This window comes from Thalassospira sp. HF15, assembly GCF_011806525.1.
Lineage (GTDB): Bacteria > Pseudomonadota > Alphaproteobacteria > Rhodospirillales > Thalassospiraceae > Thalassospira.
In genome coordinates, this window is record NZ_JAAVKI010000005.1 from 443,360 (window position 1) to 461,066 (window position 17,707).

The following is a 17,707-nucleotide window of genomic DNA, read 5'->3' on the forward strand; positions in this document are numbered from 1 at the left end:
GTCTGCCCAAAGACCACGTAGCCGAGATAGCGTGATAGACAATGATGACTGCGTCGCAAAACTACTGCCCAATTGACTTATGCTTTCTCCCTTAGCGACCTCATTTAGAAATAGATTTTCTGATCGCTCACTCTTTGCCGTGGGCGTACCAAAGAGCAGGTTACCTGCCGGTGGAGTAGAGGGAGACTTTGGGTGCAACTGACAGCCCGCAAACCAGCACGTACATCGTACGTGAACCATTGTTTGTATTCGCGTTTGCTTGCGAATGCCAATTATACTGGCAACCATAGAGTTGCGGGAAAAGGGTTGGTGCGTTCGGGTTCGACACACGATGTGAGAACTCAAAACAGTCAACCACCTCGGCTATACGAGCTCTCTCGCGCGCAGATAGCCACCGAAGACGTCCAGGAAATAAGCCAGAGGCCGGAGAAAACCGGTTTCAATTGTCTTTACACCGACTAATACGTTCGGTGATATGCTTACGCCCTGATGCAAACGGCTAGCCATGCACAGGATTCCATCCAGATACCATTGAGAGAAGCCGAGGTATCCGCCCATGCATTCTTCTGATATTCAAAAACTCGTCGCCCGCCGCCAGACATTCAAGAGCCTCGAAGCACCGTTCTACAGTGATCAGGACATTCTGGATCTGGATATGGAAGTGATCTTTGGCCAGAACTGGATTTTTGTTGGCGTCGAGCCAGAACTTCCGGAACCGGGCGACTGCGTCACCGTTGAAATCGGCGGCGCATCAATCCTGATCCTGCGTGGCGACGATATGGGCATTCGTGCCTTCCATAACGTTTGCCGTCACCGCGGCGCCAAATTGATCGATGAACGCCAGACCACGATCGGCAATATCGTCTGCCGTTATCATGGCTGGACCTATAACGAGGATGGCGACCTTATCCTTGCCGAACACATGGGATCAGACTTTGACAAATCCTGCCATGGCCTCAAATCGGTCCATGTACGTTCCATTGCTGGCCTGATATTCATCTGCCTTGCCAAGGATGCCCCTGCCGATATCGAAGAAATGGCCAAGGTCATGGAACCCTATCTTGCGCCGCACGATCTTGCCAATTGCAAGGTGGCCCACGTTTCCGAACTGATCGAGGAAGGAAACTGGAAGCTGACCATGGAAAATAACCGCGAGTGCTACCACTGCGAGGGCAACCACCCGCAGTTGACCGTGCCGCTCTCGGAATTTGGATTTGGCTTCTCGCCAGATGAACTTGATCAGCGCCGCTCAGCAGACGTTGCCAAATATTCTGAAACGATCACCAATGACCATGCCCGCTGGGAAGCATGCGGTCTGCCGTCTGCCGAACAGGATCAATTGTCAAGCGTGACCGGTTTCCGCACCATGCGTTTGCCGCTGATGCGTGAAGGGGAATCGCATACCCTTGATACAAAATCGGCCTCGAAAAAGCTGCTTGGCAATTTCACCGATGCCAAACTTGGTGGGCTCAGCTTCTGGACGCATCCGAACTCCTGGCACCACTTCATGGCCGACCATGTGGTCACGTTCAGTGTCCTACCGCTGTCGCCGAACAGAACGCTGGTGCGTACGACTTGGCTGGTTCATAAGGACGCGCACGAGAACGAGGATTACACCCTTGATAACCTTACTCACGTCTGGAACATGACCAACCAGCAGGACGCCGACCTTGTGCGTCTTGCCCAGATCGGCAGTGAGCAGCCTGCATACGAACCGGGCCCGTATTCCAAGTTTACCGAACCGCATGTCGAGGCGTTCTGTGACTGGTATATCAAGCGCCTTGAAGACCACTTTGCATCGACCAAAGCCGGGATTGCCGCAGAATGACCGACAAGAACACCGCCGAAGGCAAAAAGGGCGCTGAAGCACCGGTCGAAGAAATTCTGACCGAAGTCACCCGGGTCCCGTTATGGGACCCGGAGAATGACGACGTTCTTGTCTGCCGTCAGGTGCGTCAGGAAACGCATGACGTAAAGACCTTTGTCTTCTCAGGGCGTGAGCCGCGTGCGTTTCGTTTTTACCCCGGCCAGTTCATGACGTTCGAACTGCCGGTCGATGGCATGATTACCCGTTGCTATACGATCTCGGCCTCTGCGGCCCGTCCATACCGTATTGAAATTACCGTCAAACGGGTTCCGGGCGGCCCGGGATCAAACTGGCTGCATGACAACATGCTTCCGGGCAAGGAAATCAATGTGTCCGGACCGGGCGGTGAATTCACAGCCGATGCAACGGGCGATGACAAGCTATTGTTCATATCGGCTGGCAGCGGCATCACCCCGATGATGTCCATGACGCGAACCGCCTGTGATCTGTCAGAGCCGACCGATCTTCATTTTGTTCATGCGGCGCGCACGCCGTCTGATCTGATTTTCCGTGATGAACTTGCCCTTCTGGCCGCACAGAACCCGACCCTGAAGGTTGCACTCACCTGCGACAGCTTTTCTGCAAGCCATCATTGGACAGGTTATACCGGCCGTCTGAGCTTGCCGATGCTGTCGCTGATGTCGCCGGACTTCAAGGATCGCAAGGTGTTTTGTTGTGGACCGGGCCGCTTCATGGAGGGCGTGCGCAACATGCTCGAAGAAGCCGGCTTTGACATGGACAAGTACTACGAGGAAAGCTTTGATTTCGGGGCGGAAACCGCGGGCACTTTCGAAGAGCACGCCTCCGTTGCACCGGAAATCAGCGAGCAAACCTTCCGCGTTAGCTTTAGCAAAACAGGCCATGTGGTTGAATGCAGCCCGGGAATGACCATCCTGTCTGCTGCCAAGGAAGCTGGTCTGATGCCGATGTCATCCTGCCAGCGTGGCATTTGCGGCACGTGCAAATCCAAACTGGTGTCGGGCGATGTCGACATGAACCATGGTGGCGGCATTCGTCAGCGCGAAATCGATCAGGGCAAGATCCTGATTTGCTGCTCGACCCCGCTTTCAGATGTCGAGGTCGAGCTTTAATTCATCTGATATCGCCGAATGATTTAAAACGCCCTGCTCACGTCTTACCGTCAGCAGGGCGTTTTCTTATGCCTGTGCATCCATCTGCGGCGGTGCTTCTTCAACCATGGCATTGGTCGCTAGCGAGTCGGGAATCGGCCGACGCAGGGCCTGCGGCGTACATCCATAGCGACGCCGGAACATACGGCTTAGATGTGACGAATCACAAAAGCCGCAATCAACCGCGATCTGGGCAACCGATTTGTCACTTTTTTCAATCAGGTGCTGGGCAAGATCAAGCCGGATATTTAGGAACGCCACCTGCGGTGACGTATCGAGCGCCAATCTGAAATGCCGTTCGATCTGGCGCTTGCTATTGCCCATACGGCGCGCGATTTCCTGAACCGAAATCGGCATATCGATATTTTGCTGCATGATCAAAAGCGCACGCTGCACAATCTGATCCTGTGTCTTCAGATCCAGTGGAATACCCGGCTGCGGCTTTTCGGCCTGAAGGGCGTCATCAATAATCATGATATGCAGGCTTTTGTTCGCCTGGGCACGCCCAACATGCTTGTCAACCAGATAGGCCGCCAGATGTGCGGAACTCACCCCGCCCGAACACGTCAACCGATCGCGATCAACCACGAAAATCTGCTCGGTGACTGGGTCAAGCCCTTCAAATTGCTCGACAACCTCGGAATGATGGAACCAACTGACACAACAGCGATACCCATCAAGCAAACCTGCTTCATGCAGCATGAATACCCCGGTACAAACACCGACGAGCGGCACACCGGCAGCAGCCGCTTCGTGCAGGAATTTCTGATAGGCAGGACTGAGCTTCTCGGTGTCATCCATCAACCCGCCAACAACAACGATATAGTTGAACCGTCTCGGGTCGCCCAGTCGCTCCTTGGGATGAACCGCAATACCGCTACTTGATGTAATCGGGTCCATCGTGTCGGAAAGAACCGTCCATTTACACAGAATTTGACGACTGCGATCACCTTCGTCCGCGGCCAGTCGCAAGACATCGACAAAATTGGCAAAAGCACACAGCGTAAAGCGCTTTGCGAGGATAAAACCGACGTTCAAACGCGGTGCGGTTTGGGCACGGGAATCAGGCTTCTTGAGCATCGGTTCCTCCGATACAGGCAAGGTTGTCAGGTTTGTCGTAGCGGTAATCTCACTTTGACGCAAACATTCTATTTTTTGGCGCAAAAAGTCGCCAGATTAATTTTCACGATACCGAGGGATGTATCGGGTAAGCAAGAGAAACACAGGGTCTCGGCAGAATCAACAATCGGATTGCGATGAAGAAGCCAAAATCGGCAAACAGTACATTCGCGCCCCGAAACGTTGGCCAAAAAAATGTGTGACAATTGTCCCGTTCCCGGAAATCGGCATCCTGAATTGCACCAAGTTAAATGTCGCCTCCGGTAGTGTCACATCACGTAACGCTTCCAGTCTTTGAAACATAACACGGGTCGCTTTTGCCTGCGGCCACCCCGGACCAGACCGACCTGATCCGGATTTCGTCAGAGAGGGAAATGATGAAGGTTCTCGTACCTGTTAAACGGGTCGTCGACTACAACGTGAAAGTCCGCGTCAAGGCGGATGGTTCCGGTGTTGACCTTGCCAATGTCAAAATGTCGATGAACCCCTTCGACGAAATCGCTGTCGAGGAAGCCATTCGCCTCAAAGAGGCCGGCCAGGCTGACGAAATCGTCGCTGTCTCGATTGGTCCGGCACAGGCACAGGAAACGTTGCGCACCGCCCTTGCCATGGGTGCAGACCGCGCAATCCTGATTACGGTTGATGGTCCTGTGGAACCGCTTGATGTCGCAAAAATCCTCAAGGGCGTTGTCGAAGCCGAAGAACCCGGCCTCGTTATTCTGGGCAAGCAGGCGATTGATGATGACGCCAACCAGACCGGGCAGATGCTTTCGGCCCTGCTGGGTTGGTCACAGGCAACCTTTGCCTCAAGACTCGAACTCTCGGCCGACCATGCGAAAGTCACGCGTGAAGTTGATGGCGGCCTTCAGGCAATCAGCGTCAGCCTGCCGGCAATCGTCACAGCAGATCTGCGCCTCAATGAGCCGCGCTATGCGTCACTTCCCAACATCATGAAGGCCAAGAAAAAGCCGCTTGATAGCAAAACTGCCGCTGACTTCGGCGTAACCGTTGGCTCGCGTCTCCGTGTGATCCGGGTTGAAGAACCCGCAACGCGTCAGGCCGGCATCAAGGTTGTTGATGTTGCCGAACTCACCGACAAACTCAAAAATGAAGCTGGCGTCATCTGACCCAGGCGGAGATTGAAATCATGGCTATTCTTCTTTTTGCCGAACACGATAACACCGCCCTGTCGGAACAGACTGCAAAGGCGCTGAGTGCCTCATCCCAGATCAGTGGCGATGTCGATATTCTGGTCGCGGGCAAGGACGTTGCCTCTGTTGCAGAACAGGCATCCAAGCTTGCTGGTGTGCGAAGTGTTTTGGTCGCTGAAAGCGACGCGCTGGCAAATCACCTTGCCGAAAATGCCGCAAACCTGATCGTCTCGCTTTCAGATGCCTATGACACCATCGTTGCTGCCGCAACCGCCAACGGCAAAAACATCCTGCCGCGCGTTGCCGCCCTGCTTGACGTCATGCAGATCTCCGAAGTCATGGAAGTTGTCGACGCGGAAACCTTCAAACGTCCGATTTATGCCGGTAACGCCATTGAGGTTGTTCAGAGCACCGATGCCAAAAAAGTCCTGACCATCAGAACCTCAAGCTTTGGCGCGACTGAAGCCGGAGAAAATGCGGCAGAGATCAAACCGATTGATGCGGGCTCGACAGAATCCGGAAAATCTTCCTTCCTTGAAAACATTCTGTCGGAAAATGATCGACCAGAACTCGGTTCTGCCAAAATTATTGTTTCCGGTGGTCGCGCCCTTGGATCGGAAGAAAAGTTCAAAGCCGTCATCACGCCGCTTGCTGACAAGCTTGGCGCGGCGGTGGGTGCATCGCGCGCGGCGGTTGATGCGGGCTATGCGCCCAACGATCTTCAGGTGGGGCAGACGGGTAAAGTTGTCGCACCGGACCTATATATCGCCTGTGGCATTTCCGGTGCCATTCAGCATCTGGCAGGCATGAAGGATTCAAAGATCATCGTTGCCATCAACACCGACGAAGAAGCACCGATCTTCCAGGTCGCAGATTACGGCATCGTCGGTGATCTGTTCGACATCCTGCCGCAGCTGGAAAACCAGCTTTAAAGCTTAACCAGAGAAATCGAGACGGAATCAAACCAGTGAACGATACCTCTTACATCCTGCGTGTTGCCTGCGACGACCAGCCGGGCATCGTTGCGACCGTTACCTCGGCTCTGGCCACGCGCGGCGCCAATATCGCCGAGTCCAACCAGTTCTGGGACCGCCACACCAACAAGTTCTTTCTGCGCGTTGCTATCAGCACGCCCTCCGATGTCGACAGGGAATCAATTGCCCTGTCGCTCAACCCGGCAGTTGATCGCTTCAATCTGAAGCTCAAGATCGATGAAGTCGCACGCCGTCCGAAAATCATCATCATGGTCTCGAAGTTCGACCATGCGATGCTTCACCTTCTCTACCAAATCAAGGTCGGCTGGCTTGACGCCGAAGTTGCTGCCATCGTCTCGAACCACGAAGATGCCCGCAAGGTTGCCGACCAGGAAGGCATTCCCTTCTACTACTGGCCGGTGAACAAGGAAAACAAGGCCGAGCAGGAAGCAAAGCTTGCCGACCTGATCAAGGAAACCAAGTCCGAACTGGTGGTGCTTGCGCGTTACATGCAGGTCCTGACCAACGAACTTTCCAGCCAGTTCTATGGCATGATCATCAACATTCACCACTCGTTCCTGCCATCCTTCAAAGGGGCAAAGCCATACCATCAGGCTTATGACCGTGGGGTAAAACTGATCGGGGCGACAGCCCACTATGTCACGCCGGACCTCGATGAAGGTCCGATCATTGAACAGGAAACCGAACGCGTAAATCACGCGATGTCGGCAGACGATTTCGTGGCGGCTGGCCGTGATATCGAATCACGGGTTCTGGCGCGCGCTGTGAAATACCATCTCGAAGGCAGGGTGATGCTCAACGATCACCGAACAGTTGTCTTCACTTTGTAGTAAACTCCCGCAAAAGGGGCCGGCTTTGACCGGTCCCTGACGCGTTTTGCCATGCCGAGCACTGACAAACATCTCGGAAAGAAGGATTGAGAGAAATGAGCGCATTTCCAAGCAAGGCCAAAGTCGTCATCGTCGGTCTCGGCGGTATTGTTGGCTCCTCGGTGGCACATCACCTGATCGAAAATGGCTGGGACGATATTGTCGGCATCGACAAATCGGGCATTCCGACCGATATCGGCTCGACCGCACACGCATCGGACTTCTGCTATGCAACCAGCCACGACCTGCTGACCACCTGGACCACCATGTATTCCATGGATTTCTACGAAAAGATGGGCCATTACGCGCGCATCGGCGGTCTGGAAGTCGCACGTGTTGGTGATGACGAACGCATGGGCGAATTGAAACGCCGTGTTGATTCCGGCAAGGCATTTGGCACCAACGTCAAAATGATCTCGGCCGCCGAAGCCAAGGAAAAATTCCCGCTCCTCGAAGAAGACCAGATTCAGGGCGCAATGTGGGACCCGGATGCCGGCCTTGTCACCCCACGCTCCCAGACGGTTGCCGGCAAACTGATTGATCAGGCCGAAGCAACTGGCAAGCTCAAGATCTTTGCTAACACATCGGCGCTTGAACTCATCACTGAAGATGGCCGCATCAAGGGTGTCGTCACCGAACGCGGCACGATCCATGCCGACTATGTGGTTGTCTGTGCCGGTCTGTGGGGCCGTCTGATTGCTGAAATGGCCGGTGAAGACCTGCCGGTCATGCCGGTCGACCATCCGCTGACCTTCTTCGGGCCGTATAACGAGTTCGAAGGTACTGGTGTTGAAATCGGATATCCGTTGCTCCGCGACCAGGGCAACTCCGCCTATATGCGCGATACCGGCGATCCCAAAAGCACCGAGGGTGGCCAGATCGAATGGGGCTACTATTACGAGGAAAACCCGCGTCTGGTCCATCCGCGCGACATCCTTGAAAAGGATCAGGCACGCCTGTCCCCGTCTCAGCGCGACCTCGAACTCGAAGACGTGATCGAGCCGCTTGAACGCGCCATGGAACTGACCCCGATCCTGACCGAGCTTGGTTTTAACGAAAGCCACTCGTTCAATGGCCTGCTGCAGTCATCCGCTGATGGCGGCCCGTCAATGGGTGAAAGTCAGAACCTGCGAGGCCTTTGGTACGCTGTTGGGATCTGGATTAAAGACGGACCGGGCATGGGCAAACTGATCGCCGACTGGATGACCCATGGCCGCACTCATGTTGACCATGCGTCTGTCGATTTCTCGCGCTTTAACAAGTTCCAGCTGAACGAACAATATATCCATGACCGTTGCTATGAGACGGCGAAAAAGATCTACAACCCGCCGGTCCACCCGCGCGAACCGTTCGCCAATGCCCGTGGCATTCGCCGTTCACCATTCTACGAACGCGAAGTCGAACTGGGCGGCTATTTCATGGAACTGGGTGGTTGGGAACGTGCGCATGGCTACGCCGCCAACGAGCACCTTCTGGAAAAATACGCTGATCGCGTACCGGTCCGTGAACATGAATGGGACACCCGCCATTTCTGGCGCGTCTCGAACGCCGAACAGCTCGCTATGAGTGACGATTGCGGCATCATCAACCTGTCGCACTTCCACATGACCGACATTTCCGGCCCGGATCATGTCGAACTGATGGAATGGCTTTGTGCTGCCAAAATCGGCGGGGATGCCAATATCGGCAAGGGTATCTATACCCACATGCTTGATGACGAAGGCATGGTTCGCGCCGACTTCACCGTCTTCCGCATGGAGGACCGCTGCCGTCTGGTCAATGGTGCCGATGCCGGCCCGCGTGACCTGACCTATATGCGCCGGACCGCCCAGGACAAGGGTTGGGATGTCACCATCACTGATGTGACCGAAGATTACACCACGATTGGCATCTGGGGCCCGAACGCGCGCGAAAACCTCAAAAAGGTTGTCGCGGACCCCGAGGCGCTCAATGTTGAAAACTTCCCGTTTGCCGCCATTCGTCCGATCACGATTGCCGGCAAGACCGTCTCGGCCTTCCGCATTTCCTATGTCGGCGAGCAGGGCTGGGAACTTCACATGCGTTATGAAGACGGTCTGGCTGTCTGGGATGCGCTACGCGACATCGGTGTTCTGGCTGTTGGTGTTGAAACCTACGCCAACTCACGCCGTCTCGAAAAATCGCTACGCCTGCAGAACGCAGACCTGCACACCCAGTACAACCTGCTGGAAGCTGGTCTGGCCCGTCCGAAAGTGAAGGAAGCTGACTTCCGCGGTAAAGCCAAGCATGTCGAGTTCCGCGAACGCGATCATCAGCCGGCAATGCTCTGCACGCTGATCATGACCGAAAACGTCGATGCCAACGGTGTTGCCCGTTACCCGGTCGGAAGCCTGCCGGTGATGGATCCGGAAACCGGCAAGACCCTGATCGATGAACTGGGCCGTCGCTCCTACACCACCTCGATCGCCTTTGGACCGAGTGTTGGGAAAAACATCGCCCTTGCTTACCTGCCCTCGGATTACTGCCAGGAAGGTCGCAAACTGATCGTGTCTTATATGGACGAGATCTACCCGGTCGAAGTCTATGGCATCGGCTACAAACCGATCTACGACCCGGAGAATCTCAAGCCGCGTAGTTAGGTTTTTAGCTCAGCCACAAATGAGAAAGACCCTGTCATCCGTGAGATGGCAGGGTCCTTTTTATTTGGTTGTGGGTAAACACTCAGAACTGGAACATGAGATCGCGCATTTGAATAAGGAGCTTGAGACTGTCCGCATTGGCCTGAACAAGGTCATCGAGGCCTTGGGCCCCGATGCAAGGTCTCACGAAATCCGTGCATTTTTTGACGACAAGTCAGAACAGATTCATCGTCTGAAGCTCGACATCTCCCGATGTGAACGGGAACTGGCCGAGACAACACTGTCCAAAAGCATCGACCGCATTGTCTCTCGCAACAACAAGTTGATCGCAAAGCTGCAAACCTGGTCACGCGATCCGGAGGCCATCGTCCCGCTGCGCCAGATCATCGATAGACTGACCATTCACGTCATCTGGAATGAGGCCGAGGAATGCTGGCAGCGAAGCTGCGAGGTGACGTTTGACTTTCCAGCAATCATCGCCGCCGACAAGCGACTTTCTTCCTGACCGGCAAAACGGCACACTTACTGCGATGAGCCAAAAACTTTGCTGTAAAGCCATGGACAATCGGCGACAGCCGGGGATCTTTTGCCGCGTGCGGCAGCATCAAGACGCATGTCCCGCAATCGCTTGCGACCGTCTTCCTCGGCAAGGTACAGTCTCTCATGCCCCCAGAAGCTGGGACCATCAAATGTCTCGTGTGGCTCCCAGGTCTTTGGATCAATAACCCGTCCGCCCCAACCATTCTCAACAAAGAAACCCGACGGGGAATTGGCATAAAACGACGTCATATAATCGTTTGTGTGCCTTCCGAGGGTGTAAGCCAACCTGCCCTCGTCAAGTTGCGCAAGGTCATACCCCTGACCAACATCGTCGAGGTTCTTGAACTCCACCATAAAATGGTGGAACCCTTGCTTCCCGGACCCGACCATTGCGAACGAATGATGCCTCTCGTTGACGTGGAAAAAATAAATACCGTAGGGACTTAAGCCGTAATCTGTTACCTGAAACCCCAGAAGATCACGGTAGAACGGTAGCATCACAGATACATCCTTCACATGCAAAACCGCATGTCCCATGCCCAATGGACCGGTGTTAAACCCTTCAATCGGTCTACCTGGCACAAAAGGGTCGTTTGCAATCATGGGCTTATAGACCAATTCGACCCTGTTACCCATAGGATCCTCAAACCAGATGAGTTCGGATACAAAACGACGATCACAAAGGGCGGACGATCCGATCCGAACCTCCAAACCAGCGGCATCAAGCTTCTTGGAATAGTCTTCCAAATCACGACGGCTCTCGACCTCCCAGCCAATAAAGGCCAGGGTGTCACCCCGCTCGTCAGAGACCAAGAGCCGTTGCTGACGATCATCCATTCTGAACGCAAGCGCCTTACCCCCGCGATCAAGCATCTGCATGCCAAGCAACTTACTTGCAAAGTCACCCCAATCATCAAGCTTACTTGAACGAATGCCCAAATAACCCAAGGCAGTTATAGCCATGTCGGTAGCTCTCTCTTGTTTCCTAATTTCAATGAAGGGGAGTGGCAGAATAAAAAGGACTCAAACTGTCGAAATACACTTTTGAGGACGTTTTCTGCCACCTGAGCATACAGATGCTACTTTAATAATGAGACATGCTGCGGTAGGGATCACCCCAAAGTACGCCCGCCATCAACGACCAGGTCAGAACCGGTGATGATGCTGGCTTCATCCGAGGCCAGAAACGCGACCGCATTTGCGATATCTGCCGGTTCGGGCAACCGATCAACGCAATGTTGCGCAAGAATGAACTCCAGCGCCTTTTCTTTCGAACCAAACCGCTTCAACAGCATGGCCTCGACAAGCGGCGTCCAAACCCAGGTCGGATGCACGGCATTCACCCGCACCTTGTAGCCGCTTTTTCCAGCACTAAACGCTGCATTGCGGGTCAGGGCGCGAACGGAAGCCTTGCTGACATTGTAGGGAATGGCATCCACACTGCCGACAAAAGCTGTGGTCGAGCCGATATTGACCACGGCCCCGCCGCCCGTATCCTTCATCACGCGGATTGCCTCGCGAGTGCCCAAGAACGTTCCGTCGACATTCACCTTCATGACGTGCTGCCATTCCTGGCTCGGCAACGCATCAATCGTATAGCTCCCGTCGCAAACAACACCCGCCGCATTCACAAGTACGTCGAGCTTGCCACTTTCACTGGTCACGCATTCCAAAGCATTTTTCCAGCTTTCTTCCGAGGTAACATCCAAAGCGAGAATTTTCGGATCCTTTAGTCCATCGAAAGCTTCCGCAACGCTCTTGGTTTTGTCTGGCACGAGGTCAGCAAGAAAGATTTTGCCCCCCTCCTCAGCAATCCGGCGACCAATAGCAGCACCAAGTGCACCGGTTCCGCCCGTGATGAATGCGGTCTTTCCATGAAATCTGTTCTTCATCTCGAAACGCCCTTAACCGACTTGCTGTTGGGTTGCGACTGGCTGCTCTACATGCGGAATATGTTCATTGATGATTCCGTTGCGCAGCATGCCGATCCCGGTAATTTCGACCTCAACCTCCATACCAGGCTGCAGATAGAGCTGTGGCTTGCGAAACTTACCGACACCACCCGGAGTACCTGTGGCAATCACATCCCCTGGCTGTAGCGTGGTTACGGTCGAGATATATGCAATCATCTCCGGGATCGAGATGGCCAAGTCATCCAGTCCTGTGTGCTGAACAACATTGCCATCGACACGTGTAGTAAGAGTTTGCTTGGTTATGTCACCGACTTCGTCTGCAGTGACGATCCACGGCCCTATGGAACCCGAACTTTCAAAGCTCTTGCCCGGCCAAAACTGAGTCGTATGGATCTGATAATCACGGATGGAACCTTCGTTCACACAAGTATATCCCGCGATATGGTCCATAGCACTGGCTTCATCAATGTGACGCCCCGGCTTGCCAATAATGACGGCAAGCTCACCTTCATAATCAAACTCATCACTGGCCTGCGGTCGAACGAGCGGTGTCTGATGCCCGACAAGCGAGGAAGGATAGCGGGTAAAAATTGACGGATGCTTCGGTTTGTCTCGCCCAGTTTCCTTGATATGGGACAGGTAATTCAACCCGACGCACAAAATCTTGTCCGGCGACGGAATCGGCGGCAGAAGCGTGACGGTGTCAAAGGAAACCCTCTCGCCAGCCCCTTTCAGTTCATTGATCGCGTCTGCGGCAAGGACCTGTTTAAGATCAGCAAACCTGTTCTTCAGTATGGCACCGGCATCAAGGATGTACGATCCCTCGACTGTACCAAAACTCGGCTGTCCTGCCGGAGAAATAAAAGACACAAGACGCATTCGTCTCTCCTTTTAGGTATCTTGATGTTTATTCGTGCACCCGGATCACGGGCGCTTTGAGGTATCTGAAAAACAGCCCGGAACTAAGCAGGCTGCTCGTTTTCCTTGGGCCAATGCGAGAGCAACATTTCTTCTGTTGCGCTGTAATGTCTCCGCAGGAGCTCGCAAGCATTGCCCACATCACGCGCCAGGACAGCGTCAAGAATATCTGCATGTTCCTGCTCGACATTCCTTGCGCTGCTGCCGGAGACTGAACCGGACGCGACGCGGTAAATCTCGGTTTCGGCTGCCAACTTTTCACAAATGTCGATCAGTGCCGGAACCCCGCATGCTTCGATCAGTTTGGAGTGGAAAGCACGATGGGCATTAAACCATTCGGGATTGCCATGGCTTTGGTTATCCGAGGTTCGTCGCTGCGTCCGGGCCAAGCGATGATGGGTCGCAAGAAGTTCCGTCTCCCACTCAACGCCTCCACGTTCAATCGCGAGTTTCAAGGCGAGTGTTTCGTTGTGGCAACGGATGAGCGTCAGATCACTGAGGTCTTCCCGATCAAGTTCCGGGACAGAAAACCCCTGGCCTATTGATGACGTAACCAGACGGTCACCACTCAGAAGGATCAGGGCCTCGCGAACGACAGTCGTACTTGCACTATATTGCTTACTCAGCACACTAGGTTGCAACCGCGTACCCGGTTTGATTTCACCTTCAAATATGCCCTGACGAATACGGCAATAAACGTCCATGGCGAGCGACTTTGAATCACCTCGTTTTGACATGGAATCCTGTCCCCAACTTGTTATTTTTATCGAATGTGCAACTATTCATTACTGACTTGCTTGTTCCGGAAGCCAAGTCACAAGATCCGGAAAGACCGTGATCAGCACAACAACAGCCAGTGCCAATGGCACGAAAAGAAAAACCCCGACAAACACGTCTTTGAGCGACACTGTCTGACCAATATTGATCTCCGGGTCCTGAGCCATACGGTGGCCGATAAACACCAGCAGTCCTACCGGTGGGGTCAGGATACTTATTTCTGCCATCAGCACGAGAAAAATGCCGAACCACATCGGATCATACCCGGCGGCGACCACAATCGGCATGATCAGCGGCACCGTTAAGAGCATCATGGCAATAGCATCCATAAACATCCCAAGAACGAGATAGAGCAAAATAAGAAGCGCGAAGAACACAAACAGATTGTCTGACATCAACTTCATGTTTGCCGACAGCCATTGCGCAGCACCAGTTACCGCAAGCAAACGACTTAAGATTGCGGCACCAATCAACAGGATCAAGACAGACCCGACCGTAGAAAGGGTGCTTCGTGCTGCTCCGGTCAACGACTTCAGAAACTGTTCTTTTTTTTGCGCTGCAAAGCAGTACAGAACCGCGCCGATTGCCCCGACAGAGGCACATTCAGTGACAGTGAGCAATCCACTGCCAAGACCGCCAAAAATGACCGCAATCAGAACAGGTACAGGCCATGCTGCCAGAACAATCTTTGTCTTCTCACCGAATGCCAAACTGTCTTCATCACCTGTTAAATGCGTCTTTGCACCTTTAACGCCCGCGCCAACCCACGCCGGTTTTGCCAAGGCTACGATGACGACGGTCAAAACATATGCAAGCGTAAGCAGAATGCCCGGAATTGTTCCGGCAAGAAGTTGTGGTCCGACCGGCACTTCAGCGAAACCAGCAAAGATGACCATCATGATGCTGGGGGGGATCAGTTGCCCGATTGTCCCCGCACTCAGAACCGAACCAACAGCCAGGCGCTTGTCGTAGCCATTCCGAAGCATTTCAGCAATTGCAATGCGACCTAGCGCATAAGTGCTGCCCACGGTTGATCCACTGATCGCACCAAGTCCCGCACCGGCTATATTTGTGGTCGCGGCCTGATTACCTGGCAACCAAAAGAACAATACCTTTGCCGCAGCATAGAGTTTGGTCGTAATGCCGGAATACCAAAGCATGAGCCCCATGAAGATGAACATTGGCAACACAATGAATGTAGAACTCGACGCTGTCGTAAACGGGGTCTGGGACAAAGTGGCGTCCAGCGCACGTTCACCCAGAACGGCATAAAGCCCGACAGAGCCCGATATCCCCATCGCAAGACCGACATTCACCCCAAGCCCCATGAGAGAGAACATCATCCCAAGAGCGACCAACGCCCTAAGTTCCCTTGGCATATCAACAAAAAACAGCCCACTGCAAACAAGAGCCACCAGCAGCAACAAAAGCACAAGAGCAACACCGTGCCACCGGCCCAGATTGCCTCTCGCATCCGTGCTTCCCGCGCCAAGAACCGTCTGAGACCTTGTATTCTTTGGAGTAATTCCGCGCATCACAGCGCCTCCGGATTTTCAGAATGAACAGAGTCACACCGTTTGGGATTCGACAAAGTGTCCACAAGTTGCCTTGCAATCACAAAAGCGAAACTCAGAAAGCCAAGCGCAACCACATACCGTACCGGCCATATCACGATCTTGTAGGCCCCGGCATATTCGCCATCCAACATGCTCTCATATGCCACCTGAAAGCTGAACCAACTGACGATCAACAGCCCTAGTACGGCGGCACATCCAGCAATCGCATCGGCAAGTTTCAGCGCATTTTCACCCAAATTCTCGGTCAGCATGGTAACGCGCACATGCTGATGGGTTCGGCCCGCCCACCAGATTCCGATACAAACCATCGGAACCATCAGCCAGTATTGAGAAACTTCCAGTACACCTGGAACCGGCAAATTAAACAGATTTCGCGACAACACATCGGCAAGTATCAGCAAGACAAGGGCATAAATGCAGAACGTACCGAGACGAACCAGCATCTGCCTGCAAATATCCAACGCGGAGCCACCGAATTTCTTCAGCCCTGATTTCATCAATTGCCTCACGGATCATTTTTAGCGAACCCAGGTTACCTTTGACCTAAGTTGAGTGGGGCGGCAAAGCCCGCCCCGTCTCATTAATCAATCCTGCGATGAAGCGTACGGCGTGACAATATCACTCAGGATACGTGCCTTAAGAGGTTGGAAATCAGGCAATTCTCCGCCTTTGGCCACAAAGTCGCCCCACGAGGTGTAATTCCCGTCAAACCCGAACTCCGCACTCAGGATGTCTTGCCATTTGGTGCGAAGCTCAGAGAGACGTGCAACCTCTGCTGCCGGATTTTCGACTTCTTCCGGACTATTTTCGGCGGCATGCTCGCGCACCTGATCATGATAGACGTCAATTTTGGCACGCATTTCTGCATCCGGTATCGTGTAGGCAACGCCAATTTCGACACTGTCTTTTGCGGCACGAAGTTGCTGTTTCAGCGCAGCTTCAAGAAGTTCGGCTGCATATTGTGCAGTTTCGTCCCATACGATTTCCTTCAGATCCGAAGGGAACGCATTCCAGGTATCAAGATTAAAGCCGTAAACAGCCTGCGCATATGCCGTCAGCCCCATGCCCAGGTTGAAATATTTTGCGTGATCGAAGAAGCCGTTGGCACCTGCATCAGCCAAGCCCCCCATCCAGCAATCGATCACACCGGACTGGAATGACTGATAAACCTCGGTAATCGGCAACGCCACAGGCGTCAAACCGATGTTCTGCGCTTCCTTGGTCCAGATCTCTCCTGCAACACGGCTACGCTTGCCCTCAAGGTCGGCCAAGGTGGCATTATCTTCCTTACACAAAACCCCATACGGCCCGGTAATCGAGAATGACGGCATTATGGCAAAGATACCCGCATCAAGCAGCTGCTGGTTATGCGCTTTGAGACCTGCGGTCCATTCGTAACCCGAAAGTGCCGTTGTCGCGACTTCAAGGATCGGATCGGAGATTGACGGGATCGCGAGACTTCCCTGCCATACGTCGACAGAGAACTTGGCCGCTTCGTAAGCTGGCAACACAAATCCAAAGTCGAACAGCCCGGAACCGAGCCCCGAGGTCAGTTCCTTTGCAGGAACAAGGCTGCCCGCATAGTAATATTCAAACTTCAGCTTTCCGTTACTTCTCTGCTCCAGCCTCTGTGTGTAGGCCTCCATTGGAGCCGTGAACCAACTATCAGGGCCGTACAACGATGCTACACGGAGCGTCATCGTATCCATCTCTGCCATGCTGTCTGCCTGAGCATGAGAAAAAGCAAAAAGCGATGCTGTAAGTGTCGCACCTGCAATCAAGAGCTTCATGTCTAGTTTCTCCCTAGGGTTTTCATCTTGGTTTTTCGAGATTCTAACGACCTCTGAACAATCGCTCATAGAATCGATTATTTTTTCAATAATCGATTCTTATCTTTTAAACCGATTTTCGTCAACCCAAAGATTTTGCAAACCGATTGGTCGCACCACTACCAAAGCCATAGCAACGCAACGAACCTGGCAAACAGGCTTTGGTCTGTTTGCAGAGAACAACTCCATCATCCCAACAGCCAAAGATGCAAAAGGCCCGCCTGCTGGCGAGTCTTTAACATTCTGGTTGCGGGGAGAGGATTTAGCTACGCCCTGCGTGCTTCGCTGAACCTGCGCAAAGCGACGCTTTTCTTGGTTTGAAGAAGAGGCTCAAAACGCCCGCTCCCACCTACCAGACATTAAAAAAGCCCGCCACGAGGGCGAGCTTTTCTAATGTTGGTTGC

At 53.5% G+C, this 17,707-nt stretch carries 15 protein-coding genes; 7 read left to right on the forward strand and 8 right to left on the reverse strand.

Going from position 1 to position 17,707, the window contains the following annotated elements:
- The first annotated feature begins 556 nt into the window (after nucleotides 1–556).
- Together HED22_RS13975 and HED22_RS13980 are read left to right on the forward strand one after the other, a co-directional pair.
- The gene (locus HED22_RS13975) at nucleotides 557–1,828 is read left to right on the forward strand and encodes an SRPBCC family protein (protein ID WP_167723222.1); all 1,272 of its coding nucleotides are present in this window, start codon (nucleotides 557–559) and stop codon (nucleotides 1,826–1,828) included.
- A complete protein-coding gene (locus tag HED22_RS13980) occupies nucleotides 1,825–2,958 on the forward strand; it encodes a hybrid-cluster NAD(P)-dependent oxidoreductase (protein WP_175581241.1) in 1,134 nt (377 codons plus the stop codon). The genes HED22_RS13975 and HED22_RS13980 overlap by 4 nt, the downstream gene beginning before the upstream one ends.
- A 66-nt stretch (nucleotides 2,959–3,024) precedes the next feature.
- Here HED22_RS13980 and HED22_RS13985 read toward each other — a convergent pair whose 3' ends face one another.
- Entirely contained in the window at nucleotides 3,025–4,077 is a 1,053-nt protein-coding gene (locus HED22_RS13985) for a GlxA family transcriptional regulator (protein ID WP_167723224.1), read from the reverse strand.
- A gap of 416 nt (nucleotides 4,078–4,493) precedes the next feature.
- Between HED22_RS13985 and HED22_RS13990 the strand changes: the two genes are divergently transcribed.
- The 5 genes from HED22_RS13990 (at nucleotide 4,494) to HED22_RS14010 (ending at nucleotide 10,254) form a co-directional block, all read left to right on the forward strand.
- Nucleotides 4,494–5,243, forward strand: a complete 750-nt coding sequence (locus HED22_RS13990) for an electron transfer flavoprotein subunit beta/FixA family protein (protein WP_167723317.1) — start codon at nucleotides 4,494–4,496, stop codon at nucleotides 5,241–5,243.
- 20 nt (nucleotides 5,244–5,263) lie between these two features.
- Complete coding sequence (locus HED22_RS13995; RefSeq protein ID WP_167723226.1) at nucleotides 5,264–6,199, forward strand: electron transfer flavoprotein subunit alpha/FixB family protein; 936 nt, start codon at nucleotides 5,264–5,266, stop codon at nucleotides 6,197–6,199.
- Between the two features lie 35 nt (nucleotides 6,200–6,234).
- Nucleotides 6,235–7,092 carry a formyltetrahydrofolate deformylase gene (gene purU, locus HED22_RS14000; protein ID WP_167723228.1) on the forward strand — a complete coding sequence of 286 codons (858 nt, stop codon included), beginning with the start codon at nucleotides 6,235–6,237 and terminating at the stop codon, nucleotides 7,090–7,092.
- 95 nt (nucleotides 7,093–7,187) lie between these two features.
- Nucleotides 7,188–9,749, forward strand: a complete 2,562-nt coding sequence (locus HED22_RS14005; RefSeq protein WP_167723230.1) for an FAD-dependent oxidoreductase — start codon at nucleotides 7,188–7,190, stop codon at nucleotides 9,747–9,749.
- 109 nt (nucleotides 9,750–9,858) lie between these two features.
- Nucleotides 9,859–10,254, forward strand: a complete 396-nt coding sequence (locus HED22_RS14010) for a hypothetical protein (RefSeq protein WP_167723232.1) — start codon at nucleotides 9,859–9,861, stop codon at nucleotides 10,252–10,254.
- 17 nt (nucleotides 10,255–10,271) lie between these two features.
- On the opposite strand, the gene HED22_RS14015 is transcribed toward HED22_RS14010, so the two are convergent.
- From HED22_RS14015 to HED22_RS14045, 7 genes are all read right to left on the reverse strand, one after another.
- Complete coding sequence (locus tag HED22_RS14015) at nucleotides 10,272–11,252, reverse strand: VOC family protein (protein WP_167723235.1); 981 nt, start codon at nucleotides 11,250–11,252, stop codon at nucleotides 10,272–10,274.
- Between the two features lie 149 nt (nucleotides 11,253–11,401).
- Nucleotides 11,402–12,181, reverse strand: coding sequence for an SDR family NAD(P)-dependent oxidoreductase (locus HED22_RS14020; protein ID WP_167723236.1), 780 nt, complete (start codon nucleotides 12,179–12,181; stop codon nucleotides 11,402–11,404).
- A gap of 12 nt (nucleotides 12,182–12,193) precedes the next feature.
- Complete coding sequence (locus tag HED22_RS14025; RefSeq protein WP_167723238.1) at nucleotides 12,194–13,081, reverse strand: fumarylacetoacetate hydrolase family protein; 888 nt, start codon at nucleotides 13,079–13,081, stop codon at nucleotides 12,194–12,196.
- Between the two features lie 83 nt (nucleotides 13,082–13,164).
- Complete coding sequence (locus tag HED22_RS14030) at nucleotides 13,165–13,857, reverse strand: GntR family transcriptional regulator (protein ID WP_167723241.1); 693 nt, start codon at nucleotides 13,855–13,857, stop codon at nucleotides 13,165–13,167.
- Nucleotides 13,858–13,905: 48 nt separating this feature from the next.
- Complete coding sequence (locus HED22_RS14035) at nucleotides 13,906–15,240, reverse strand: TRAP transporter large permease (protein WP_167723243.1); 1,335 nt, start codon at nucleotides 15,238–15,240, stop codon at nucleotides 13,906–13,908.
- 191 nt (nucleotides 15,241–15,431) lie between these two features.
- Nucleotides 15,432–15,971 (reverse strand): TRAP transporter small permease, encoded by a 540-nt coding sequence (locus HED22_RS14040; protein ID WP_167723245.1) that lies wholly within the window; start codon nucleotides 15,969–15,971, stop codon nucleotides 15,432–15,434.
- Nucleotides 15,972–16,058: 87 nt separating this feature from the next.
- Complete coding sequence (locus HED22_RS14045) at nucleotides 16,059–17,333, reverse strand: hypothetical protein (RefSeq protein ID WP_167723247.1); 1,275 nt, start codon at nucleotides 17,331–17,333, stop codon at nucleotides 16,059–16,061.
- Nucleotides 17,334–17,707: the final 374 nt, after the last annotated feature.